The 23941-nt window shown below is 43.1% G+C and carries 18 protein-coding genes and 1 other annotated feature; of the genes, 3 read left to right on the top strand and 15 right to left on the bottom strand.

The annotated features are described in order from the left end of the window. Nucleotides 1-66: 66 nt before the first annotated feature. From odhB to aroC, 13 genes are all read right to left on the bottom strand, one after another. Entirely contained in the window at nucleotides 67-1350 is a 1284-nt protein-coding gene (gene odhB, locus M1K46_RS16755) for a 2-oxoglutarate dehydrogenase complex dihydrolipoyllysine-residue succinyltransferase (protein WP_256226914.1), read from the bottom strand. Continuing rightward, entirely contained in the window at nucleotides 1343-4225 is a 2883-nt protein-coding gene (locus M1K46_RS16750; RefSeq protein WP_256226913.1) for a 2-oxoglutarate dehydrogenase E1 component, read from the bottom strand. Before M1K46_RS16750 ends, odhB begins: the two co-directional genes overlap by 8 nt. Nucleotides 4226-4536: 311 nt before the next feature. Continuing rightward, entirely contained in the window at nucleotides 4537-5469 is a 933-nt protein-coding gene (gene rarD, locus M1K46_RS16745) for an EamA family transporter RarD (protein ID WP_256226912.1), read from the bottom strand. Between the two features lie 133 nt (nucleotides 5470-5602). Then, nucleotides 5603-6166, bottom strand: a complete 564-nt coding sequence (locus M1K46_RS16740) for a thioredoxin family protein (RefSeq protein WP_256226911.1) — start codon at nucleotides 6164-6166, stop codon at nucleotides 5603-5605. Nucleotides 6167-6224: 58 nt separating this feature from the next. Next, nucleotides 6225-7400: an NRAMP family divalent metal transporter gene (locus tag M1K46_RS16735; protein ID WP_256226910.1), complete on the bottom strand. Its 1176-nt coding sequence runs from the start codon at nucleotides 7398-7400 to the stop codon at nucleotides 6225-6227. Between the two features lie 13 nt (nucleotides 7401-7413). After that, a complete protein-coding gene (locus tag M1K46_RS16730; RefSeq protein ID WP_256226909.1) occupies nucleotides 7414-8172 on the bottom strand; it encodes a 5-oxoprolinase subunit PxpA in 759 nt (252 codons plus the stop codon). Between the two features lie 4 nt (nucleotides 8173-8176). Next, entirely contained in the window at nucleotides 8177-9145 is a 969-nt protein-coding gene (locus M1K46_RS16725; RefSeq protein WP_053354280.1) for a biotin-dependent carboxyltransferase family protein, read from the bottom strand. Continuing rightward, on the bottom strand, nucleotides 9129-9848 hold the full coding sequence (gene pxpB, locus M1K46_RS16720) for a 5-oxoprolinase subunit PxpB (protein WP_053354281.1): 720 nt from the start codon (nucleotides 9846-9848) through the stop codon (nucleotides 9129-9131). Before pxpB ends, M1K46_RS16725 begins: the two co-directional genes overlap by 17 nt. Before the next feature lie 534 nt (nucleotides 9849-10382). Beyond that, a complete protein-coding gene (locus M1K46_RS16715) occupies nucleotides 10383-12002 on the bottom strand; it encodes an ABC-F family ATP-binding cassette domain-containing protein (protein WP_062232151.1) in 1620 nt (539 codons plus the stop codon). Between the two features lie 188 nt (nucleotides 12003-12190). Then, nucleotides 12191-13489, bottom strand: a complete 1299-nt coding sequence (aroA, locus tag M1K46_RS16710) for a 3-phosphoshikimate 1-carboxyvinyltransferase (RefSeq protein WP_062232149.1) — start codon at nucleotides 13487-13489, stop codon at nucleotides 12191-12193. A gap of 17 nt (nucleotides 13490-13506) precedes the next feature. Further along, nucleotides 13507-14607 carry a prephenate dehydrogenase gene (locus M1K46_RS16705; RefSeq protein WP_256226905.1) on the bottom strand — a complete coding sequence of 367 codons (1101 nt, stop codon included), beginning with the start codon at nucleotides 14605-14607 and terminating at the stop codon, nucleotides 13507-13509. Beyond that, nucleotides 14600-15703: a 3-dehydroquinate synthase gene (gene aroB, locus M1K46_RS16700; RefSeq protein WP_256226904.1), complete on the bottom strand. Its 1104-nt coding sequence runs from the start codon at nucleotides 15701-15703 to the stop codon at nucleotides 14600-14602. Before aroB ends, M1K46_RS16705 begins: the two co-directional genes overlap by 8 nt. Beyond that, complete coding sequence (gene aroC / locus M1K46_RS16695; RefSeq protein WP_091005685.1) at nucleotides 15703-16872, bottom strand: chorismate synthase; 1170 nt, start codon at nucleotides 16870-16872, stop codon at nucleotides 15703-15705. The genes aroB and aroC overlap by 1 nt, the downstream gene beginning before the upstream one ends. Nucleotides 16873-16925: 53 nt before the next feature. After that, nucleotides 16926-17157 (bottom strand) — a binding site (T-box leader). A gap of 249 nt (nucleotides 17158-17406) precedes the next feature. On the opposite strand from aroC, the gene M1K46_RS16690 reads away from it, so the two are divergent. Both M1K46_RS16690 and M1K46_RS16685 read left to right on the top strand, forming a co-directional pair. Then, entirely contained in the window at nucleotides 17407-18483 is a 1077-nt protein-coding gene (locus M1K46_RS16690; protein ID WP_091005683.1) for a bifunctional 3-deoxy-7-phosphoheptulonate synthase/chorismate mutase, read from the top strand. Nucleotides 18484-18618: 135 nt separating this feature from the next. Next, nucleotides 18619-19974, top strand: coding sequence for an MATE family efflux transporter (locus M1K46_RS16685; protein ID WP_256226902.1), 1356 nt, complete (start codon nucleotides 18619-18621; stop codon nucleotides 19972-19974). A 145-nt stretch (nucleotides 19975-20119) separates the two neighbouring features. On the opposite strand, the gene M1K46_RS16680 is transcribed toward M1K46_RS16685, so the two are convergent. Together M1K46_RS16680 and M1K46_RS16675 are read right to left on the bottom strand one after the other, a co-directional pair. Continuing rightward, entirely contained in the window at nucleotides 20120-22012 is a 1893-nt protein-coding gene (locus M1K46_RS16680; RefSeq protein ID WP_256226900.1) for a vWA domain-containing protein, read from the bottom strand. A 28-nt stretch (nucleotides 22013-22040) separates the two neighbouring features. Further along, a complete protein-coding gene (locus M1K46_RS16675) occupies nucleotides 22041-22934 on the bottom strand; it encodes an ATP-binding protein (RefSeq protein ID WP_256226899.1) in 894 nt (297 codons plus the stop codon). Between the two features lie 166 nt (nucleotides 22935-23100). On the opposite strand from M1K46_RS16675, the gene fabL reads away from it, so the two are divergent. Further along, nucleotides 23101-23853: an enoyl-[acyl-carrier-protein] reductase FabL gene (fabL, locus tag M1K46_RS16670; protein ID WP_256226898.1), complete on the top strand. Its 753-nt coding sequence runs from the start codon at nucleotides 23101-23103 to the stop codon at nucleotides 23851-23853. The last annotated feature ends 88 nt before the right edge of the window (nucleotides 23854-23941 follow it).

Genomic DNA, 23941 nt, shown 5'->3' with positions numbered 1-23941 from the left:
TGCCTACATGCCGCCCAACATATTTAACACAAAAAGCCAGGGATTCGGCCCCTGGCTTCAAATTATTTAACCTTGTAATAATAATGACTCTGGATCCTCCAGCATTTCTTTAACCTTCGCAAGGAAGCTTACTGCTTCACGTCCGTCAACGATACGGTGGTCATATGAAAGTGCAATGTACATCATCGGACGATTTTCCATTCTTTCTGCATCAATAGCAATAGGACGCATCTTAATGCCGTGCATTCCCAGAATCCCAACTTGAGGAGCATTTAGGATCGGTGTAGACATTAAGGAACCAAAAATTCCTCCGTTCGTAATCGTGAACGTACCGCCTTGCAGCTCAGAAAGTGTAAGTTTGTTGTCTCGCGCTTTTTTACCAAGAGAGAGGATTTCTTTTTCGATACCAGCAAAGCTAAGCTTGTCAGCATCTCTTACAACAGGGACAACTAGTCCTTCCTCAGCTCCTACTGCAATTCCGATGTCATAGAACTTCTTAAGAAGTACTTCATCACCTTGAATCTCAGCATTGAGAAGAGGGAATTGTTTTAAAGCACCTACAACTGCTTTTGTAAAGAAAGACATGTATCCGAGTTTCACGTCATTCTGCTGCAAGAAAGCATCTTTTCTTCGTTTGCGGATATCGTTGATCGCCGTCATGTCCACTTCGTTGAAGGTTGTAAGCATCGCTGCTGTTTGCTGTACTTCAACGAGGCGTTTTGCAATCGTTTGGCGGCGGCGGGAAAGTTTGATGCGTTCAACGGGTTTCCCAGACACGTCAGCCGTTTTTGGAGCATTGGATGCCTTTTTCTCCGGAGCTTTTGATGCCTTTTGTTCAGGCTGGCTTGCCGGTTTTTCAGAAGCTGCTTTTACATCCTCAGGGCGTACTCGTCCAAGAGGATCGCGTGCTTCCACTTTTGAAAGATCGATTCCAAGTTCACGAGCAAGCTTGCGTGCTGCAGGTGAAGCTAATGGACGGTCTGTTTCTTTTCTTTGCTCTGTTTCTTTTACTTCTTCAGGCTGCTTGTTTTGTACAGCTGCCGGAGCTTCAGCAACTGGCTGTACAGTTTCTTGTTTGTTTTCAGAAGCAGCTGGAGCTTCACTTGATGCATCCCCTGTTTCTTTAAGTACAGCGATAACATCGCCAACTTCTACCGTATCGCCTTCTTCACGAAGAACTTCTTGAATAATGCCATCATAGTCCGCGCTGATTTCAATGTTGACTTTATCCGTTTCAAGTTCGACAATGTTATCGCCTTTTTTAACGTTGTCACCTACATTTTTTAGCCATTGGGCGATCGTGCCCTCGGAGATGGATTCTGCTAGTTCTGGTACTTTAATTTCAATCACGTTCATTGCCTCCCTCTGAAGTTATCGTTTTGGTTTGGTCTGCTCTTAGAGCGACAGATACAATACGCTCTTGTTCTTTTTTATGAATATCAGGGTCTCCGCCTGACGGACTGGATCGGTCTGGACGTCCAATATATTTTACGCTTGCGCTTTCTGGAGCGGCAGCACGCAGCTTGGATTCGATATATGCCCAAGATCCCATATTTTTCGGCTCTTCTTGAACCCATGCGACCTCCTCTAAATGAGGGTAGCGCTCAAGAATCTCTTTAACCTCGTTTTTAGGGAAAGGATACAGCTGTTCCACGCGAAGGATATGAAGGTGATTCAATACCTCAGCTTTACCTTCAGCTTCAGCCGCTAAATCAATAGCAACTTTACCTGTGCAAAGAACGACGCGCTTTACTTGTTCCGCATTTTTTCCAAGCCCCTCTTGCTCAAGAACCGGTTTGAATAGACCTTCTCCAAGCAGGCTTCCTGCTGAAGATGTTCTTGGATTTCTTAGGAGGCTCTTAGGCGTCATGATGACGAGCGGGCGAACTTCTTCCTTATTCAGAATTGCGGCCTGGCGTCTTAGGATATGGAAGTACTGTGCAGCGCTTGATAAGTTAGCCACTGTCCAGTTATTTTCCGCAGCGAGTTGAAGGAACCTTTCGATTCGGCCGCTTGAATGTTCAGGGCCTTGACCTTCATATCCGTGTGGAAGAAGCATAACCAGACCTGATTTCTGACCCCATTTTGCTCGTCCGGCAGAAATAAATTGGTCGAAGATGACTTGTGCTGCATTTGCAAAGTCTCCATATTGTGCTTCCCAAAGAACAAGAGTTTCAGGTGCGAAAACATTGTATCCATATTCAAAACCGACGACAGATGCTTCAGAGAGCGGGCTGTTATGGATGCCGAATGCTGCTTTTGCCTGCGGAATCTGATGAAGCGGTGAAAATAGTTTTCCGCTTTGGCTGTCATGCAGAACCAGATGTCTTTGAGCGAATGTTCCACGCTCAACATCTTGTCCGGTAATACGGATCGGCGTACCGTCACTTAAGATGGTTGCAAATGCAAGTGTTTCAGCAAGTGCCCAGTCAACTTTGCCTCCTTCATCAAGGGCATTGGCTCTTCTCGCCAAAATCCGCTCGAGTTTAGGGTAGACAGTAAAGCCTTCAGGTCTTTCTAGAAGAGCCTGATTGATTTCTTTTAGTTCATCTATCGCAACAGATGTATCTAGAGCAGGGAATCCCTTGACAATCGTTTCAGGGACTTCTACATCCTTCACTTCTCCGTCTTTAGAAATGCCTTTTACTTTTTCATATTCAGCCTGAAGTTTCTGCTGAACGTCGTTATCCATTGTATCGCCTTGGCCTTCTTTGATTACTCCTTCAGATTCAAGCTGTTTGGCAAACAACGCACGAACGGTAGGATGGCTGTTTACCTTTTCGTAGGTTGCAGGCTGCGTTACTGCAGGATCGTCCATTTCGTTATGGCCAAAACGGCGGTACCCGATCAAGTCGATCAAGAAGTCTTTTTGGAAACGCATACGGTATTGATAAGCGAGTGTGATCGCAGCGATACAAGCAATCGGATCATCTGCGTTAACATGGACAATAGGAATTTCAAAACCTTTAGCAAGGTCACTTGAATATCTGGTTGAACGTGAATCAGAACTTTCAGTCGTAAATCCAATCATATTATTCGCGATAATATGAACAGATCCACCTGTTTGATAACCTTTCAATCGGCTGAGGTTAAGTGTCTCAGCAACAATTCCCTCACCCGGGAAAGCCGCATCCCCATGGATTGAAATGGCGAATGATTTATTCACATCCTGTTTAGGATATCCAGGTTCTGTGCGCACTTCTTGAGCTGCACGAGTGTATCCGACGACTACCGGATTAACAAACTCAAGGTGGGATGGGTTATTAGCCAGCGTTAATGTTGCTTTGGCTGTGTTTTCTTCAATGGAACGGTCTGCTCCAAGATGATATTTAACGTCACCTGTCCAGCCGAAACTAATTCCTCTCGAACCTTCAGAAGGAATCAGCTCCTTGTTTGGCGAATGATGAAATTCAGCGAAAATTTTCTCGTAAGGTTTCCCTAAAGTATGAGCGAGTACATTCAGGCGTCCACGGTGTGCCATTCCGATCATGACGTTGCTTGTTCCGCCTTTAACGCTCTGATGGATCATCTCATCGAGCATTGGAACTAGAATGTCAAGACCTTCAATGGAGAAACGTTTCTGTCCGACAAATGTACGATGAAGGAATTTTTCAAAGCCTTCCACTTCAGTCAGGCGCTGTAATAATGCAATCTTTTCTTCATCAGTCATTTCAGGATAGATGAATCCAGATTCTACCATGTTATTTAGCCAGTTATGTTCTTCTTCAACATGCACATGGCTGAACTCATAAGCCATTGATTTCGTATAAATGTCTTTTAGGCGTTTAATCGCTTCCAATCCATTTTGAACATCTCTTGGCGCTTCAGTCCAAATTAAAGAGGCTGGAATCGTTTTCAAGTCCGCCTCGCTCAGTCCATAATGGGATGGATTCAGCAACTTAATTTCTTTTGACACTTCTTCAAGGGGATGAATTTCTGCTGCCAAATGTCCGTAGGTACGGATGTTTTCGGCTAGCTTCGATGCGGCAACAATCTTGCTGACTGAAACTCCGGATGGAGCTTGCTGAGACAGACTGGTGCCTGCATCTTGATTTGCTTCATCAGAAGATGGTGGCGGACCCCACTCTTCAAACTGTTTTCTTAGTTCCTCGTCAACTGAATTGGGATCAGCTGAATACTGTTCGAACAATTCAATGACATAACCAAGGTTCGGTCCGTAAAATCCCTGCCATGGTGAATCCTGGCTTGGACGGTTTGTGCTCATTGGTTGATACCCCCTGCTGCGATTTAATATCAAATTTTAACAACTAATTAGGAGAACGACAAGAAGTTCTCAAAGTTCCTGTTTTTAAAGCAAAAGCAAATCTATCATCATTGAAATACATCCCCTGAATACTCAACAATAAAACGATTCTTTTACAAATCACAGTAAATTCAATCTTTTGCAATAAAGCGAAAGCAGATTTGAACTTCTTTTTAAACGTTTTCATGGTTATTTTAGCACAGTATGGGCGTAGGTCAAAAGTTAACTTTCAAAAAAATTGGCGAAAAGTAGAGAATTACATCGAAAAATGCTCAAGTACCGTATGTTTTATGCTTATTTTTAGGCTGTAAGCGAGCCATCCACCTTGTTTTAGAAATTGAGAAGATAACCAGAGCCATCCAAATTAAAATAAAAGAAAAAAGACGAGTATTTGAAAAATCCTCATGATAGAGGAAGACCCCAAGGATGAGCATGATGGTCGGTGCGATGTATTGCAGAAATCCGATCATGGATAAAGAAATCCGTTTAGCGCCCTGTGCAAAACATAATAAAGGAATGGCAGTTACTATTCCCGCTCCCATCAGCAGCAAAGTCACTGTGCTGTTTTGTGCCGCAAAGGCTTCCGTACCCTTCTGCTGGGCAAAAACGATATAGATGAGGGCAAGAGGTGCCACAAACATAGTTTCATAAGTCAGCCCAAGGATAGAATCATAGCTGCCCATTTTTTTGGTGAGGCCATACAGACCAAAGCTCAATGCAAGGGATACGGCAATCCATGGGAATTTTCCGTATTGGAATGTTAGCAGACCCACCCCGATGAGTGCGACCCCGAATGAAACGATCTGCCAATAATTCAACTTTTCCTTCAGAACAATAATCCCCAATAACACGCTGACAAGCGGGTTGATGTAATAGCCCAGACTAGCCTCAACGACATGATTATTATTCACGGCCCAAATATACATCAGCCAGTTGGCACTGATTAAAAGAGATGAAGCCAAAACCGCAAAAAAGTTTTTCTTTTGTAAGAATAGGCTTTGTAAATTGCTGAAGAAAGATGATGTCTTCTTCATAAAAAGGATGACCAGTATCATAAATACAAAAGACCAGAGGATCCGATGGGCAAGTACATCTCCAGATTCAACAGATTGGAGAGGCTTCCAGTAAAGCGGAAGAAAGCCCCACATCAAGTACGAAAGAGCAGCGTACCAGATGCCGATAGATTGTTCAGTTTGTTTTTCCATTTTTACGCCTCAATTCTTTCAGTTCTCTGCGTCTTATTTCTCTATTATAGTGGGTGCCAAATTTATGACAAAATAGTTTGCCTGCATGACAAAGGGAGCAGCTCCATTTTTGAGCTGCTCCCTTAAGCTGTTCTTACAAAAGATTTTTCAGTTCCTCTTTTATGCTATTATTGACGGATTCCCATAGAGCTTGGTCTGTTGTCATCCGAGCTCTGAAATTCTTGTACATCTCTTTTTGTTTTTCTTCAAAAGATGGATCTTCCTTTGCAGGCAAAGTGCTTCGTTCGTGCATGATCAGAGACTGTACCTCTGGAGAACGAGGCCCCCATACCGCTTTCTCATTTCCCTCTTGATCCATGAAAATGAATTTCGGAATGGCGCGCGCTGTACCGTTCGTTAAATATCGATCCATAAGCTCAAGATTTTCATCACGGATTAAAAAGCGCAGCTCGATACCGGCATATTCTGCAATTCTCTGAATGACCGGAACACATAGCAAAGCATCACCGCACCAGTCAGCCGTAAGCACTGCTGCCTTCAGTTCAAGAACAGGAAACTGCTGATAAAAATCCTTGTCTTCCTCATTAAGGGAGAAGCTGTTGTAGATCGACATCAGCTCTTCCTTATTGACTTGCATACTTTCAATATATTCGTCTTTTGTTAAAGCTTTTTGAAACCATTCATTTAAATTTTTCAACCTGCTCACCTCTTTCGTAGTTTATATTGTAAAGGTTTCAGGATGAATTTGAAAAGTATTAAAGACTCATGAAAGTATCAATACCCATGGCTGCCATACCGATGACGATAATAGCGCCTACGATGGTCATCCATAACGGATGCTTATAAGAACCGACAATTTTTTTATTGTAGGCAGCGACAAGCATAACACCGAGCGTGATCGGCAGGATCATTCCATTTAATGCCCCTACAAACACTAGGATTTTAACTGGATTTCCAATCGCGACAAAGCATAGTGTTGAGAATAAGATAAAGACTACAATCAATAGGTTTCCGTATTTTTCAAGTTTAGGATGAAACGTTCGGATGAATGAAACAGACGTGTAGGCAGCACCGATTATTGACGTAACTGCAGCCGACCACATCACAATTCCAAAAAGCTTGTAGCCTATGTTTCCTGCGGCATGCTGAAATACGGATGCTGGCGGATTGTCAGGATTTAATGTTGCGCCGCTTGCTACGACTCCAAGAGCTGCAAGGAAGAGGAAAATACGCATAATCGAGGCGATCCCGATAGCCGATACTGCACTTTTGTTCACTTCCCCTAACGCTTTTTCACCTTTAACACCAGCATCAAGCAGTCGATGTCCACCGGCAAATGTAATATATCCGCCGACCGTTCCGCCGACGAGAGTAACGATAGCTGCAAAATCAATTTTGTCAGGTGCAAATGTCTTTGTCACTGCTTCACCTACCGGCGGCGAGGAAGTAATAGCAACATAAACTGTGAGAGCTACCATAACAAAACCTGCGACCAGTGTAAAACGGTCCATCGCTTTTCCGGCTTCTTTAACCAAGAAAATGGAGATGGCAATCGCCCCGCTGATCGCTGCACCAGCCTCATGAGAAATTCCGCCGAACATTACATTGATTCCCAGACCAGCTCCCCCCACGTTTCCGATATTGAAAGCAAGTCCGCCAATAACAACAAGAAGAGCAATGAAATAGCCGAGTCCCGGAAGCATCAAATTCGCTATATCCTGCGCTTTTCGCTCAGACACAGCGATAATTCGCCAAACGTTTAATTGTGCTCCGATATCAAGAAGAATGGATATTAAAATAACAAATCCGAAGCTTGCAGCTAAAGATTGTGTAAATACAGTAGTCTGTGTTAAGAATCCTGGCCCGATAGCAGATGTTGCCATTAAAAATGCGGCCCCTAACAGGAGCTGCCAATTGCTTTTTTGATTCATTCGTTTACCTCGCTTATCTGTGTTGTAGTCGTTGAATGCCTTCTTTCTCGAATGCTTTGTTTATCTTTTGTGCAAAAGACAGGGCATGCTCTCCATCACCGTGGATACAGATGGTCTCTGCTTTAATTCCGATATCGCCGGCAGGAGTGCCTACCTTATCGTACTTCACCATCTTTATGACTTGATCGACCGCTTGCTGATCATCGGTCAAAACACTGTTCGGTTCGTTTCTCGGAGTAAGTGTGCCGTCAGCCTGATAGGTTCGGTCAGCAAAAACTTCACTGCATGTTTGGAGCCCAATTTCTTTTCCAGCTTCAATCAACTGGCTCCCCGCAAGTCCAAACAGAGTTACATCAGGATCCATGTTATAGACCGCCTTAGCAATTCCGAGAGAGAGATCCTTGTTAACCGCAGCCATGTTGTACAAAGCTCCATGCGGTTTGACATGGCGAAGCCTTCCGCCTTCTGCTCGTACAAAGGCTGATAATGCTCCAACTTGATAAAGTACATATTCATAGGCTTCCTCAGGAGTAAGATACATATTTCGGCGTCCAAACCCCATGAGGTCAGGCAAACCTGGATGCGCTCCAATGGCTACCTTTTTTTCTAAAGCGAGCCGAACGGTGTGTTTCATAATAGAAGGGTCGCCAGCGTGAAAACCGCAAGCAATATTAGCGGATGAAATAAAATCCATCATTTCTTCATCAAAGCCAATTTGATAACGGCCAAAACTTTCACCCATGTCACAATTCAAGTCTACCGAAAAATTCATGTCCTCACCTCTCCCTGTTCTTTAAGCCGATTCCGGTTTTTAAGTAGTTCAGCTGTATTTTTTGAATTATATAATTAATCTGTGCTTCTTCGTCTGATATCTCTTGAAAGACAATCGAGTCTCCCGGTTTTGCCTGTGCAAGCTTTGGCAAGTCAACATACGCCGCCTGTGCAATTTTGGGATATCCGCCTGTCGTTTGGCGATCGGCCATTAATATGATGGGCTTGCCTTCTGATGGAACTTGAACTGTTCCAAAAAGGACAGGTTCGGAAAGGATCTCTCGTTGTTCTTCCAACTGCAGGGCCGTACCCTCAGCCCTATACCCCATTCTGTCAGACTGAGTAGAGATCTTAAATCCTTCATTAAAAAAAGCTGCTTGGCTTTCCTTTGTAAAAAGTTCAAAATGTCTTCCTTTAACTGCTCGGATGGTGTTCTTATTTGAGTAAACTGCTCTTAATTCATGACTTACAAACCAATTTAATGAAACCGGATGAAAGGAGTCTCCATCTGAACAGACTGATAGAGTATCACCTTCTTTGAGTGCTCTGCCTTTGTAACCTCCAATGCCTGCACGCAAATATGTGCTTTTGCTCCCCATCTCCCGCTTAGTATCAAAACCTCCAGCTACAGCAATGTAGGCCCGGCATCCCCACTTGCACTTTCCGAATTCCAGAACATCCCCTTGTTTAACGGAGATTGTTCTCCAGTTCTCAATGGGTTTTTCATTAATAGACGGGGTGAGATCAGCACCGCAGATAGCAATGTATGTATCAATCCCAAAAGTAAGCTTAGGGCCGGTCAGTGTGACTTCAAGCGTTGCTTCTCCTTCCGGATTTCCAACTAGCAGATTGGCTGCAGTATGTGCAAAAGGATCCATCGCTCCATTTACAATGACCCCATATTGCTGATAAGTATAGCGTCCGAGATCCTGAAGGCTGGTCAGCATCCCAGGTTTATCAATCTTGATGGTCATCTTCAGCCTCCCATGAATGATATTCTTCTGTTGTAATCTCATAAAACTCAACTTGATCTCCAGCCTCAAGCAGTGTTGGCGGATTTTCAGTAGGCCTGAACAGTTCCAGGGGCGTCCTGCCGATCAATTGCCAGCCACCGGGAGTTTCAATTGGGTAAATCCCTGTCTGTTCTCCTGCAATTCCCACGCTTCCTTTTGGAATGGACAGGCGGGGAGAGGAAAGCCTTGGAGCAGCAATTTCAGAAGACATGCCTCCTAAGAAAGGAAACCCGGGCGCGAAGCCGAGCATATATACGTAGCAGGTCTTCTCAGTATGTATTTTTATCACTTCTTTTTCTGTAAGCTTGTTAAATTTCGCCACGTTCTGAAGGTCAGGACCAAAGTCTCCCCCGTAACAAACTGGAATTCTTATTACCCTTCCTGCGGTAGCGCTTTCTTTTGGCATAGATTCAATACGCATTTCAACCCGATTTTTTGCCAGTTCGAATGCTGATTTTTCAGGGTGTACAAATTTCATAGGATCGTATAGTACAGTAAGTGTGGTGTAAGCAGGAATTGTTTCAATAAACCCATCAAAAGGGTTTTCATTGAGCCATCCAGAGATTTCATGAATTTGCTGATTCATTTCTTCACTGACCTCATGGCCAAATTCCATGAGAATTCCAGCTTCCCCAAAGCGGAAATAATTAATATCTTGAAACATTTCAGCATCCTTTCTAAATTAATAATATTCACACTATACAAAGAAAAAATTAAAAAAACAAGGGAATTCAGACAATGGGAAATTATTCTACCATATCAATATGACAATTCATAGAAAGAAATGTTAATATTTTCAGATAAATGGAATTTACATAAAATTCCCAATATAGTGCGAATGCATTAGAAGTATATAGTCTATATTTCCCGATAAAAAAAAAGGAACGGTGGCCATTTCAAATAAACTTATTTCTGGATTTTTCCGTCAATAGCAACGATTATCCTAGTGTTCTCCATCCCATATGCATAAGGTTCTGAGCTTCTGGTTTATTATTTTTATTCCGTTTCATTAATTGTTTTATCTCTTGCTGCTGCTTTTCTCTTTGGCTTGTTAACTGTCTTTATCTGGTTATAATTACCTCAAAAAATAAAAAGTAAACTTAGAGCTGTACCGGTGCTTTTCGAGACTATTCAATACCACTTTTTTGCTGGCAATTGGAAGTTTGTACAAATAAAAAAACGGCCTAGGGCCGTTTTTTTATTTGTACATCTTTTCTCTTTGTTTTTGAAGCTCTTCGTTTTCAAGAAATTCATCATAGGACATTTGTTTATCAAGAAGTCCATTCGGTGTAATTTCAACAATTCTGTTTGCGATGGTTTGAACAAATTGATGGTCATGAGATGTAAATAAGATAGACCCTTTGTAGCTGATCAAACCATTGTTCAATGCAGTAATGGATTCTAGATCCAGGTGATTTGTCGGATCATCCAATAATAAGACATTGCTGCCGCTGAGCATCATTTTGGAAAGCATACAGCGGACCTTTTCTCCTCCAGAAAGTACTTTTGATTTTTTCAGTACTTCTTCACCGGAAAACAGCATACGTCCCAAGAAACCACGCAAAAAGCTTTCTGATTGATCGACAGGAGAGTATTGGCGCAGCCAGTCAACAAGGTTAAGCTCATTATTTTCAAAATAGGAAGTATTATCTTTTGGGAAATAAGCCTGTGATGTTGTAACTCCCCATTTGAAGCTGCCGCTGTCTGCTTCCATTTCACCCATTAAGATTTTAAAGAGGACAGTTACTGCGTTTTCGTCTTTGCCGACAAATGCAATTTTATCACCCTTATTCATTGTAAAGCTAACGTTGTTTAATACTTTTTCCCCATCAATGGTTTTGTTGAGGTCCTTCACCATAAGAAGGTCATTGCCGATTTCACGGTCAATGGAAAAGTTTACGAAAGGATAACGGCGAGTAGAGGGCCGAATATCATCCAACGAGATTTTGTCGAGCAATTTTTTTCTGGAGGTTGCCTGTTTTGATTTAGATGCATTCGCACTGAATCGGGCAACGAAATTTTGAAGTTCTTTGATTTTCTCTTCTTTTTTCTTGTTTTGTTCCTGTGCCATTTTTAATGCAAGCTGGCTGGACTCATACCAGAAATCATAGTTTCCAACATAAAGCTGAATCTTGCCAAAATCCAAATCTGCCATGTGGGTACAAACTTTATTCAAGAAGTGGCGGTCATGGGATACCACAATAACTGTGTTTTCAAAGTTGATCAAAAATTCTTCAAGCCATTGGATCGCACGCAGATCCAAGTGGTTTGTCGGCTCATCCAGAAGCAGAATATCCGGTTTCCCAAATAAAGCCTGAGCAAGCAATACTTTTACTTTTTCAGACCCTGAAAGGTCAGCCATCTTTTTATAATGAAGATCTTCACCGATACCTAATCCTTTTAAAAGGATGGCAGCTTCAGACTCTGCCTCCCAGCCGTTCAGCTCTGCGAATTCGCCTTCAAGCTCGGCAGCTTTAATTCCGTCTTCATCAGAGAAATCGGCTTTCATATAGATCGCGTCTTTTTCCTGCATGATTTGGTACAAGCGGGCATGCCCCATAATAACGGTTTGCAGTACTTCATTTTCTTCGTATTCGAAGTGGTTTTGTTTTAAGACAGCAAGACGTTCGCCGGGTGTTATATTTACATCTCCGGTTTGAGGTTCGATTTCACCGGACAGAATTTTGATAAACGTTGATTTTCCAGCTCCGTTAGCTCCGATCAAGCCATAGCAGTTTCCTGGGGTGAACTTAATGTTTACATCTTCAAAAAGCTTTCGGTCGCCGTAGCGGAGACCTACATTTGTTACTGTGATCATAGTTATATTTCTCCTTCGCTAATTCCATACTCTCAATGATTGTATCATACCATATCCTTTGGGCATACATCCAAGCAAGAATGTAAAGAACTCCTTCACATACAACTTAAAAAGCGGAGAGGCGCATTGGCCTCTCCGCAGTTTATGCTCTGTACTGAATTTTTTCTACTATAATAAAGGTGTGCAAACTAAACTCTGATATTTTTGCTCTGCAGGTGATCGAGCTCTCCGAAAAAACCAGGATACGAAACGGCTACAGCCTCACTGTTTAACAGCGTGGTTTCACCTTTACACAGGCAGGATGCGACAGCAAGCATCATGCCGATCCGGTGATCTCCATGGCTGTCTACTTCGGCTCCCTTTAGTAATGAAGTTTCGCTAATGATCATCCCATCTGAGGTCGCTTCAATTTTTGCGCCCGTTTTTTGCAGTTCGTGAACGACAGTATCAATCCTGTTTGTTTCTTTCACTTTTAATTCCGCCGCATCTTTGATCACTGTTGTCCCTGATGCTTGAGTGGCAGCCAGAGCAATAATCGGAATCTCATCTATTAACCTGGGAATGATCTCTCCGCTGATCTCAATTCCTTTAAGTTTTGAAGTTCTTACTGTAAGGTCCGCGTACGGTTCAGCACCCTCCCCTTCAATCGGTGAAATGGTAATATCTGCGCCCATTTGTTTTAGAACATCGATGATCCCTGTCCTCGTTGGATTCATCCCTACTTTTTTCAAAGTGATCTCACTCTCGGGTACAATGGAGCCAGCGACAAGGAAAAAAGCGGCAGAAGAAATATCTCCGGGTACTTCTATATGTGTTCCTTTTAAAACTTGACCGCCTTTTATACTTGCTGTGTTGCCATCGACAGCTACCTTGCAGCCAAACGCTCCAAGCATCCGCTCAGTATGATCACGGGATTTATGTGGTTCTGTAACAGATGTTGTTCCTTCAGCAGATACCCCTGCAAGCAAGATCGCTGATTTCACTTGTGCACTGGCAACCGGTGACTGATAATCGGTCCCCTTGCATTGGCCTCCTCGTATGCTTAAAGGAACAAAATTCCCTTCATCTCTTCCTTCAATGGCAGCACCCATACTCCTTAACGGGCCGGTTACCCTTTTCATTGGCCGTTTTGCAATGGATGCATCACCGGTAATACAGGAATGAAATGGTGTATTTGCAAGGATGCCAAGCATAAGCCGAATCGTAGTGCCGGAGTTTCCGACATCCAAAATATCAACAGGTTCTTTGAGCCCTTCTAACCCTTTTCCTTCTATTATAACTGTGTCATTTTCCTGATGAATGCTGACTCCCATTTTTCTGAAGCAATCAATGGTACTTAAACAATCATCTCCAGGAAGGAATCCTTGAACAGTTGTACGTCCTTCAGCAATTGAACCGAACATAACCGCCCGGTGAGAGATGGATTTATCTCCAGGTATTTGGATGGTTCCTTGCAGACCGGAAACTGGCTTTAATTGTTTTGACATCAAATTGGCCTCCTTTGCTACATTGCAATGTAGGTGGTAAATTGCAGGTTTTCAAGACTCTCTTTTGCTTGCTGGCGGTCCCCCTCCGACTGGAAGCTGACTCGAAGTACTCCGTAAATATCCTCTCTTGCCTCAATCACTCGGATATTCGTAATGCTGATCTTTTTCTCAGCAAGAATAGAGGTAACACGGGAAATCACTCCGACATCATCGATAATGTCTACATACAGATCATAAAACGATGTGATAGCACCTTTGGCTTTAATCGGAAGAGCATCCCGATATTGTTTTGCACCTGAAAAGTAATCAAGCAATCCTTGGTCGCTTCCGCTTTTAACAAGATCCTTCACACATTCCATTTCCATGATCCATTCATCAATAAAGGTTAAAATGTTTTCCTTGTTGTGCTTGATAATGTCTTTCCACATTACAGGACTGCTGGAAGCGATTCTAGTGATATCTTTAAAGCCGCCAGCAGCAAGGTCGTTAACTTGATGGTGTGCGTGGGAATAATGCTCTACTTGGCGTACAAGGCTCGCTGCGACGACATGGGGAAAGTGACTGACGACCCCGGTAAGAAGATCGTGTTTCTCGGCATCCATGACGATGAATTTTGCACGTGTCCCTTTTAGCCAGTCCTTTAATTCTTCTATTCTTTGGTCAGGAGTTTCTGGCCCAGGTGTGATCATATAGAACGCATTTTCAAACAGATGTGTTTTGGCACTGCCCGGTCCTGATTTATGAGATCCGGCCATCGGATGCCCTCCGATGAATGTAATGCCTTTATCTACTATGGAAGAAGCTTTTTCCATGATTCTCGATTTTGTGCTGCCTACATCTGTGATGAGGGCACCTGGGGGGATGGTAAAGTCAGAAAACCATTCAAGCAGTCTTTCCGTTTCCTCCACCGGTGTAGCCAATACAATCAGATCGGCCATCTCTGCTTCTTTTTGGAGATCAGTACAGATTGTGTCAATGATACTGAGCCGTTTTGCGAGGTTGGCATGATCGGCAGAAATATCATGTCCTATGATGGTGCAAGAATGTTCTTTTTTTATAGCCATTGCGATGGATCCGCCAATAAGGCCTAATCCAATCAGCAGAACCCGTTTATTCACTGTATTGCTCCTTGTCTGTCAAAATAAATTCTTGGAGAGAGTCTAATAGGAAGGAGTCACTGACTTCTTGAACATAGGCTCGTCCAATCTCCTCTAGAAGCACCATATTCACATGGCCCATCGTCGATTTTTTATCTCTCTTCATGGTTTCAAGCAACTCTACTGCTTCCAGTTGAGGAGGAAGTGCAGGAAATTGATAATCATGAAGCCAATCACTGATCATATTATAATAAAGATTTTTGCCAGAGATAGATTCGCTGAGCTTCAATGCGAACCGCATTCCGATTGATACGGCATCACCATGGGAGATCGCACCATAACCAGCTTTGCTCTCAATCGCATGTCCGAGGGTATGGCCAAAATTCAAGATCGCACGCAATCCGCTTTCTCTCTCATCTTGTGATACGACTTGTGCTTTTATTGAAATAGCTCTCTTCAATAAATAAGCCAGTTTATCTTCAGAAATATCTTGTAATCCAGAAACTTCTTTAACGAGCCAATGATAGAATTCCTCATCAGCAATAAGAGAATGCTTGATGACTTCTGCAAATCCTGATCTCCATTCTGCTTCGGGCAGAGATTTCAAAAAAGCAGTAGAATAAAAAACTGCTTCGGGTTGATGGAAAACGCCGACCATGTTTTTTCCGAGAGGGTGATTGATCCCCGTTTTTCCGCCTACCGCACTGTCATGAGCTAACAGAGTTGTTGGCACTTGTATGAAACGGATGCCTCTCATATATGTTCCTGCTACAAAACCGGCTAGGTCTCCGATCATTCCTCCGCCAAGGGCGAGGATCAACGAATGTCGATCCAATCCTTGTTCAAGAGCGAACGTCAGACACTCATAATAATTATGAAATGATTTTTCCTTATCGCCGCTCGGTACAACAAAGGAATGCAGCGATTGGCCGATACTTTCAAGTTTCCCTGCCGTTTCTTTGAGATAAAGGCTGCTTACGGTCTCATCAGATAGTATAAGGATACTCGTCACTTTTGGAGACAAAGCCTGAATGAAATCAGGCAGTTCATCGAGAACAGTTCCTCCTATGAAGACGGGGTATCGCTTGGACTCCGTGTTAATCTTTAGGGTTTCCATTAAAACTCACGCGCCTGACGGTTATGCCGTCCGATATTTTCTTTAATTCGTTCCATGTTGTCTACTCCGAACTGTTCAACAATGGCTGCTGCCAGCTCCCAAGCAACTACAGCTTCCGCTACCACGCTCGCTGCCGGCACTGCGCAGCTGTCTGAACGTTCAATGCTGGCCTGGAATGGTTCCTTAGAATCAATGTCAATACTTTGAAGAGGTTTGTATAGAGTTGGAATTGGTTTCATTACGCCTCTGACGACGATTGGCATTCCGGTCGTCATTCCTCCCTCTAATCCGCCAGCGTTATTGGTTCGTCGAGTATAACCATCTTCTTCATTCCAAAGGATTTCGTCATGAACGAGGCTTCCCGGTTTATGAGCGGCTTCAAATCCGATGCCGATCTCTGCACCTTTAAATGCGTTGATGCTCATGATGGCCGCTGCAAGCTTTGCATCAAGCTTCCGATCATAATGAACATAGCTTCCAACCCCGACCGGCATGCCTTCTACGATCACTTCAACGATGCCTCCAATTGAGTCACCCTTCTCCTTCGCCTCGTCGATGGCACGCATCATTTTCTTTTCAGCCTTTTCATCCAAACAACGTACAGGAGAAGCTTCTGTTCTTTCCTGGAGGTCTTCTATGGATTCAAAGGATAGCTGCTCCGCCACGACTCCTCCAATTTCAATCACGTGGCCGCCGACTTTTATCCCAAGCTCCTTCAGAAGCTGTTTTGCTACTGCACCTGCCGCTACTCTCACTGTAGTCTCTCTGGCAGATGACCGTTCCAAAACGTTCCTCATATCTCTATGGTTATACTTGATGGCTCCGTTTAGATCAGCATGCCCCGGTCTAGGTCTTGTGATCTGGCGTTTTACTTCATCACTGTCCTCTTCCAAAGGTTCAGCCCCCATGATCTTCGTCCAGTGTTTAAAATCCCGGTTCTCTACGGCAAGAGTTATCGGAGATCCGAGCGTATAGCCGTGGCGGACACCGCTGTTGATAATAGCTTGGTCCTTTTCAATCTGCATCCTTCTTCCGCGGCCATGCCCTTTCTGCCTGCGGGAGAGTTCTTCGTTAATCTCTGCTGCTGTCAGTGGCAGTCCTGATGGAATGCCTTCCAGTATAGTTGTGAGCTGCGGGCCGTGTGATTCTCCGGCAGTTAAATACCTCATAATATTGCCTCCTTATTTTTCTTTAGAAATACAAAAAAGTCCCTGCTATAAATAGCAGGGACGAATTTATTCGCGGTACCACCCTCATTGCGGAAAAAAACATTCCGCCACTTCATTCACGGATAACGGAGTAAACCGTCCTTTTCTACTGAACCATGAAACAAGATCGTTCAAAAAGGAAGCTCGAGGGTGTAATTCGCATTCTCCTTTGTACTGGTTCGCACCGTCCACCAGCTCTCTTAAAACAGGGAGAAGAATACTACTGTTGCCTGTCATTGCGATCGTTTAATTGTATTATATCAAGTTTTAACACGGTTAGAGGCGATTGTAAAGGGGGATGGCCCATATTTTTGAAAATTAACAAAGCCTTTGAAGAAATCTGAAAATAACCCCTTGACAAGATATACTATCGTGCTTTAAAGTAGCAAACAATACTCAAAAAATTATTCGAAAAAGGGCCGGCGCCGCCCTTATGAAAGAAACAATTTTGAAGGAGTAAACACCTATTTTATAAATCATGAGGAGGAGCTTAGGATGTCAAAAGAACTGGAAGAACTTCGCAGTGAGATCGAATCCGTCGATCAAAAGATTCTTGATTTGTTAAACGACCGTGCTTCCATCGTACAAGAGATTGGAAAATTAAAAGAAATGCAGGGTGTTAAGCGTTTTGACCCTGTACGTGAACGCAAGCTTCTTGATCTGATTGAAGACCGTAATAAAGGGCCGTTCGAAACGTCTACCCTTCAATATATTTTTAAACAAATTTTCAAAGCCAGCCTGGAGCTGCAGGAAGATGATAACCGTAAAGCGCTGCTGGTTTCCCGTAAAAAGAAACCTGATGATACCATTATAAACATAAAAGGCGAGCTTATTGGAACAGGTGAGCAGCATTTTGTGATGGGACCTTGTGCGGTTGAAAGCTACGATCAGGTCAAACAAGTGGCAAAAGCATTAAAAGATCAAGGATTGACGCTTATGCGCGGCGGAGCGTTTAAACCCCGTACTTCTCCTTATGATTTCCAAGGTCTTGGCATGGAAGGACTTAAAATCTTAAGACAAGTTGCTGATGAAGAGAACCTCGCTGTTATCAGTGAGATTTTAAATCCAAACGATCTGGAAGAAGCTCTGGATTATGTGGACGTCGTTCAAATCGGTGCACGCAACATGCAAAACTTCGAACTTTTAAAAGCAGCTGGCGCGATCAGAAAGCCAGTATTATTAAAACGCGGTCTATCTGCAACGATTGAAGAGTTCATGTACGCAGCAGAATACATCCTAGCTCAAGGAAACGACCAAATCATTCTCTGTGAGCGCGGAATCCGTACGTATGAAAAAGCAACACGGAATACGCTCGATATCTCTGCTGTTCCGATTCTTAAAAAAGAAACTCACCTTCCAGTTATGGTCGATGTGACCCACTCTACCGGAAGAAGGGATCTATTGCTTCCTGCGGCAAAAGCAGCGCTAGCGATCGGTGCTGACGGCGTAATGGCTGAAGTTCATCCGGATCCAGCTGTTGCTCTATCTGACTCTGCACAGCAAATGAATATTCCACAATTCCACGAGTTCATGAACGAACTGAAAAAACACTCGGTTGTTCATTCTTCCTAAATTGTAAAAAGATGGTCCATCCGGATCATCTTTTTTTTTGTGTTTTTCATCTTACTTCCTGCGAAATAACTGCCCTCCCCTCTTTGCCCATATGTTATAATTTCCATTATTACAGACATGGAAAAGGAATATGAAATGGAAAAAACTCAAACGATCAAGCAAAAAATTTTATTGTTCATCAAGCTGGTGCTTCCTGTATTGGTTACACAGATCGGATTATTCGCGATGAATTTTCTTGATACAGTTATGTCCGGCCACTCAGGCCCGAAACAGCTTGCTGGTGTAGCGATCGGTTCAAGCATCTGGGTCCCTGTTTTTACTGGATTAAGCGGAATATTGATGGCGCTTACCCCCATCGTTTCCCAATATAATGGTGCCGGAAATAAAGAAAAAGTACCGTACGCTGTCATACAGAGCATCTATCTTGCGTTTGCTCTTTCATTTGCTGTAATTGCTGTTGGATTATTGGTACTAAATCCCCTGCTGAATGCCATGAATCTCGACCGTCAAGTAAGGGAGGTAGCTTCTGGGTATCTGATAGCCCTTTCGTTCGGTATGATTCCTCTGTTCTTATATAACGTTCTCCGCTGTTTTATCGATGCTCTCGGCAGAACGAGGGTGTCTATGCTGATTACGTTAACTGCACTTCCCGTCAATGCCCTCTTCAATTATTTATTGATTTTCGGTAAGTGGGGGTTTCCGGAGCTTGGCGGTGTTGGTTCGGGTTATGCTTCTGCTCTTACGTATTGGTTTATTGCTTTACTGGCGTTCTATATCATTCACAAAAAGCTGCCTTTTTCTGATTATCAAGTCTTCAGCAAGTTTTACTCCCTTTCGATTTCAGCATGGAAAAGCCAGCTAAAAATCGGGCTGCCGATTGGATTTTCCATCTTTTTTGAAACGAGTATCTTTGCAGCCGTAACGCTGCTGATGAGTTCATTCAATACAGCAACGATTGCCGCACATCAATCTGCACTTAATTTTGCTTCGTTTCTTTATATGCTGCCTTTGAGTATCTCCTTTGCACTTACCATTGCGGTCGGTTTCGAAGTCGGGGCGCATCGGTATAAAGACGCTAAGCAATACAGTTATCTCGGAATAGGAACTGCGGTCATTCTTGCCTTGCTGTGTGCAGCAGCTTTGCTCATCTTCCCCAGCCAAGTAGCCGGAATGTATTCAAACGATTCATCTGTCATAAAATTAACGAAGCATTTTTTGCTTTATGCGGTCTTTTTTCAGCTTTCCGATGCTATTGCCGCTCCCATACAAGGAGCTCTGAGAGGGTATAAGGATGTAAACGTAACGCTTGTATTATCTTTAATATCCTATTGGGTGATCGGATTGCCGGCTGGCTTTGTGCTGGCTAATTATACTGCCCTTGAAGCGTATGGATACTGGGTAGGATTGATCACAGGCCTAGCGATGGGTGCGGTCACTCTTTACTTCCGTCTCGCATATATTCAACAAAAACAAATGAAAACAAACCATTAAAAAAATCCAGGATAACCCTCCTGGATTTTCTTTTTCAGTTCAACATCGCATGCTGTTGCTTAAATGAGACCTTCAAATCTTTTTTACAAGTAATGGATGAGATAGCTGTCGATGCAGCCAGCTAATTTTTGGAACACAAGCTTTTTTAAGATAATCTGAATAGAAGCTTGCGCAGGACAGGCACTAAATAACTGACGAGTTCTGCTGCACTGGGTACGACCACCTGATGGCTGCCATATATATTTTTCATTAGATTTTGAGCTTCCTCGGTCACTTTTCCATTAGAAATGTACATCCCCAGCGTTTCAATCCCCATCTTACGAGTATTGGCTACAGCTTCATACGTGTCCAGAATGCCATGGTCCTCATAATCAAACGCCGCTGGCTCTCCATCTGAAAAGACGAGTAAAAACTTTTGTTTTTCCTTCCGGCGCAGCAAATCCTCTGCCTTTTTCCGGATGGAATAGCCATCTCGATTATCTTCCTGAGGCTCCAGCTGCAGAATTTCAGGTCCAGACTGATTTTTAAGTGAGCTCGTGAACGAAATCACTTCCTGAAAATAATTAGGCTGGCTGTCTTTCTTCGCATCAGCCGCATCTTCCCAAAAGCCTACTATGGAATGTGGGATGCGGACGGCCTTTAGGGTCTCATGGAACAGGACAATAGCCTGTTGTGTTTCTTCCATTTTGTCAAACATGGAGGCCGAGCAATCGACAAGCAAAGTAAAGACGGCATCGAGTTCTTGCGGTGATTCCGCTTTTTTAAAGAACAGCCTTGGATTTTTATCGGTCAGTAGCCGTGTCAGCCTTTTGTTTAATCGGCCAAAATGCAAATCGTGGTTTGGTACATTTTTTTTATGTTCTATGGTCTTCAAAAAGCTTTGTTTCAACAGGCTGACAGAAGATTGTACAGCAGATTTGAACTCCTGATAATCCTGTACTTCCTGAAAAGAAGGCTTCTTCGGTAGGATCTTTTTTTCAACAGCAAAACGGTTCATCTCACCGTATGGAAAAAGGCCTTGCCCTGAACGCCCGTCTGTTTGGTCTATACCTGCACCAGTCTCCCCTTTAAAATCCTTGCCTTTTGAATCTTTCGCTCCAGCCTGAACCGCTCCGAAAGCCTGATCTCCTTCCTCAGCTTTCCTCCCTCCTTCACCAAGCAAATCGGTTGATGTCCCTTGATCCAGATCAAACTGAAGAAACGAGTCAGACGGAGAAGAGGTCTCTTCGTGCCAGCTTGGCATTTCTTCCCGTTCCGTTTCATCACTGCTTTTTTCGTCTTCTGATGCAGTCTGTGAATGTGGTGCTTTTACTTCATTTTCTCTTGAGATATCTTTAAAATTCAACTTTTCCGATTCGTAGAACGACAGATAAGAACTCGTCATATCTCTTTCGTTAAATGTTCTTAATGCTCTCTTTATATCATGGATTACTGCAACTAGCTCTGATGTGCTTCCAGCAGTGTTTAATTTTATTAGATCATGGCACAGCTCAACATACCATTCTTTTAATGGTGTTTGAAGCGGCACGAGCCGGTGGTTGGCAAACAGAAAAATACAGCAGAAGAACGCGTCTAGCCATCTTCTTTGCTGGATATGCTGACGGTACTGCCTCTGATAATGGGTAAGAAGAACTCTCTTCCTCTCCAAGAAAGAGACAGACATACCAGGCCGTTTAGTCACACATACTTTTTCCAGGCGAAAATCTTCTGAAAACAAAAGCAGATGCTTAAGAAATTGAAAATGCTCTTCATTTTTTAAGGACTGAAGTGCTTCTTGCAGAGAGGTATGATCCGAAAAAAAGAAATTCCCATAGCTTCTTAAGTAAACTTCACTTTTTAATCCATGAAGCTGCAGGCTGGCTGGATAGGTCATCCAAAACTGGCTGACATGCAGCACATGGCCAGGTTTGTTCAAATAAGAATGGTATGAGAATTCTACATCCATTTTTGGATCTCTGGACAGGGTTTTCGCAAGGTCGATCAGCTGCATATGCAGAAAAGAATCGATTTTTGTATCTGCAAATGATAAAAATTTCATGCGCTACTTCACCTCCTGGGCATCCACTCTACATAAAAAGGGTATCTGAAATGTTATGGATTAATGTTTTTTCCCGTACGTCTTCTAATTTATCAGCTACAGCACGCTGAATCGCCCTCTTTGGCGGCATATAGGCCGATAAGTCTGCTGCATCAAGCAAAGCCCTGATGGACGCTGCGTCCTCCGATAACTGCCCCGTCTTAGTCTGCTGAACAAGATCTGAAGAAAACTGAACAAATTGTTTTAGAATTCCGCGGTCTTTCTGTTGAGAATGGGATAGCAGCATCTCAAATAGTGTATCTCCTTGAATATAAGGGACTTCAATAACAACAAAACGGTTTTTTAATGCTTCATTCAATGGAACGGTCCCAATATATCCCTCGTTGATCGCTGCGATCACGTTAAAACCCTCAGCAGCTTTAATAATATCACCTGTAAACGGATTAGTAACTGTCCGTCTGTAGTCGAGAATACCGTTTAAGATGGGAAGTGTTTCTGGCTTTGAAACATTGATCTCATCAATGTATAAGAAATGGCCGAACGCTGCCGCTTTTGTTACCGGCCCAGGAATAAATTCAATTTCAGAATGTCCTTTTTCATAAGAGATGGTCTTATGTCCCAGTAACGCTTCAGCATCCAAATCCACTGAACAGTTGATAGAATGCAGAGGCTGCTGAAATAAAGAAGAAAGGTATTCCGCCAGCTTTGTCTTGCCTGAACCTGTAGGCCCTTTCAGCAGAACATTCTTCCCCATCAGCAAGGCAATCACAGCGTCTTTTACAATCTCATTATCTTCCGCTGTGTACCCTTCTGATCCGATTAGACCTTGAAACTCAGCAGAATTGTTTTCATTTCGTCTATTTCTTTCAAAATTTAATTTTTCAGCCAGTACGTTGGGTAATTGCAATTGATCTATGGTCATGTAAAAATCCCTTTCATCATAAAAACTATAAAAATCTATTATATAGTATATCTCTTCTTCTTTCCTTTCAAATGCTTAGTTTAGGGCAGCATTGACATTCGGTGGGAACCGAATTAGAATTAGGACCAGGTACTAAATGCAGAATGTGATAAAGGACGTGTTTTTGTTGACAAGAAAAGTAGCTTTAATTACAGGCGGCACCAGAGGTATCGGTAAAGCCATCGCCTCCAAATTTGCCTCCGAAGAATATGATCTCGTGTTGAATTTCATGAGGAAGAAGAAAGACGCAGAGGAGACCAAACAAGAATTTGAATCTCAATACGGAATTAAGGTCCATTTAGTGAAAGCGAACGTCGGTGACCTTGACCAGATCAAAGCCTTGTTTGCGGAAGTAAAAGAAACCTTTGGCAGCCTAGATGTATTTATAAACAATGCCGCTTCCGGTGTTTTAAGGCCCCTGCTGGAAATTGAAGAAAGCCATTGGGATTGGACTCAGGACATCAACGCAAAAGCGTACCTGTTTGCCTCCCAGCAAGCAGCGATGCTTATGGCAGAAAAAGGTTCAGGTGCTATCGTTGCTCTATCGAGTCTTGGATCAATCAGAGCACTTCCGAATTACGTAGCCGTTGGTGTATCCAAGGCTTCGGTTGAAGCAATCACCCGTTATCTTGCTGTCGAACTTGCGCCTAAAGGAATTGTTGTCAATGCGGTATCTGGCGGAGCTGTTGATACGGATGCACTGAAGCATTTCCCTAATCGGGAAGAACTCTTAAACGAAGCGAAGAAGAAGAACCCGGCGGGACGTATTGTTGAACCGGTTGATATCGCTGAAACGGTTTATTTCCTCTGTACACCTGCAGCCAGCATGATTAGAGGGCAAACCATTATAGTGGACGGCGGCCTATCATTGCTTGCTTAAATACACTGGAAAAACGCCTAATAATTTTTGGGCGTTTTTTTAAATTATAAGATTGACTGACTGGTCATATCAGTAATATAATGATTTA

The organism is Fictibacillus sp. WQ 8-8 (assembly GCF_024494405.1).
Taxonomy (GTDB): domain Bacteria; phylum Bacillota; class Bacilli; order Bacillales; family Fictibacillaceae; genus Fictibacillus_C; species Fictibacillus_C marinisediminis.
The sequence above is the reverse complement of the archived record's forward strand: the minus strand, read 5'-3'. Positions and strand labels throughout refer to the sequence as shown.

What these genes read in the sequence shown, in the direction of transcription:
- M1K46_RS16750 (WP_256226913.1), bottom strand. Translation starts at nt 4,225, where the DNA reads ATGAGCACAAACCGTCCAAGCCAGGATTCACCATGGCAGGGATTTTAC.
- rarD (WP_256226912.1), bottom strand. Translation starts at nt 5,469, where the DNA reads ATGGAAAAACAAACTGAACAATCTATCGGCATCTGGTACGCTGCTCTT.
- M1K46_RS16735 (WP_256226910.1), bottom strand. Translation starts at nt 7,400, where the DNA reads ATGAATCAAAAAAGCAATTGGCAGCTCCTGTTAGGGGCCGCATTTTTA.
- M1K46_RS16730 (WP_256226909.1), bottom strand. Translation starts at nt 8,172, where the DNA reads ATGAATTTTTCGGTAGACTTGAATTGTGACATGGGTGAAAGTTTTGGC.
- M1K46_RS16725 (WP_053354280.1), bottom strand. Translation starts at nt 9,145, where the DNA reads ATGACCATCAAGATTGATAAACCTGGGATGCTGACCAGCCTTCAGGAT.
- pxpB (WP_053354281.1), bottom strand. Translation starts at nt 9,848, where the DNA reads ATGTTTCAAGATATTAATTATTTCCGCTTTGGGGAAGCTGGAATTCTC.
- M1K46_RS16715 (WP_062232151.1), bottom strand. Translation starts at nt 12,002, where the DNA reads ATGATCACAGTAACAAATGTAGGTCTCCGCTACGGCGACCGAAAGCTT.
- aroA (WP_062232149.1), bottom strand. Translation starts at nt 13,489, where the DNA reads ATGTCAAAACAATTAAAGCCAGTTTCCGGTCTGCAAGGAACCATCCAA.
- aroB (WP_256226904.1), bottom strand. Translation starts at nt 15,703, where the DNA reads ATGGAAACCCTAAAGATTAACACGGAGTCCAAGCGATACCCCGTCTTC.
- aroC (WP_091005685.1), bottom strand. Translation starts at nt 16,872, where the DNA reads ATGAGGTATTTAACTGCCGGAGAATCACACGGCCCGCAGCTCACAACT.
- M1K46_RS16690 (WP_091005683.1), top strand. Translation starts at nt 17,407, where the DNA reads ATGTCAAAAGAACTGGAAGAACTTCGCAGTGAGATCGAATCCGTCGAT.
- M1K46_RS16685 (WP_256226902.1), top strand. Translation starts at nt 18,619, where the DNA reads ATGGAAAAAACTCAAACGATCAAGCAAAAAATTTTATTGTTCATCAAG.
- M1K46_RS16680 (WP_256226900.1), bottom strand. Translation starts at nt 22,012, where the DNA reads ATGAAATTTTTATCATTTGCAGATACAAAAATCGATTCTTTTCTGCAT.
- M1K46_RS16675 (WP_256226899.1), bottom strand. Translation starts at nt 22,934, where the DNA reads ATGACCATAGATCAATTGCAATTACCCAACGTACTGGCTGAAAAATTA.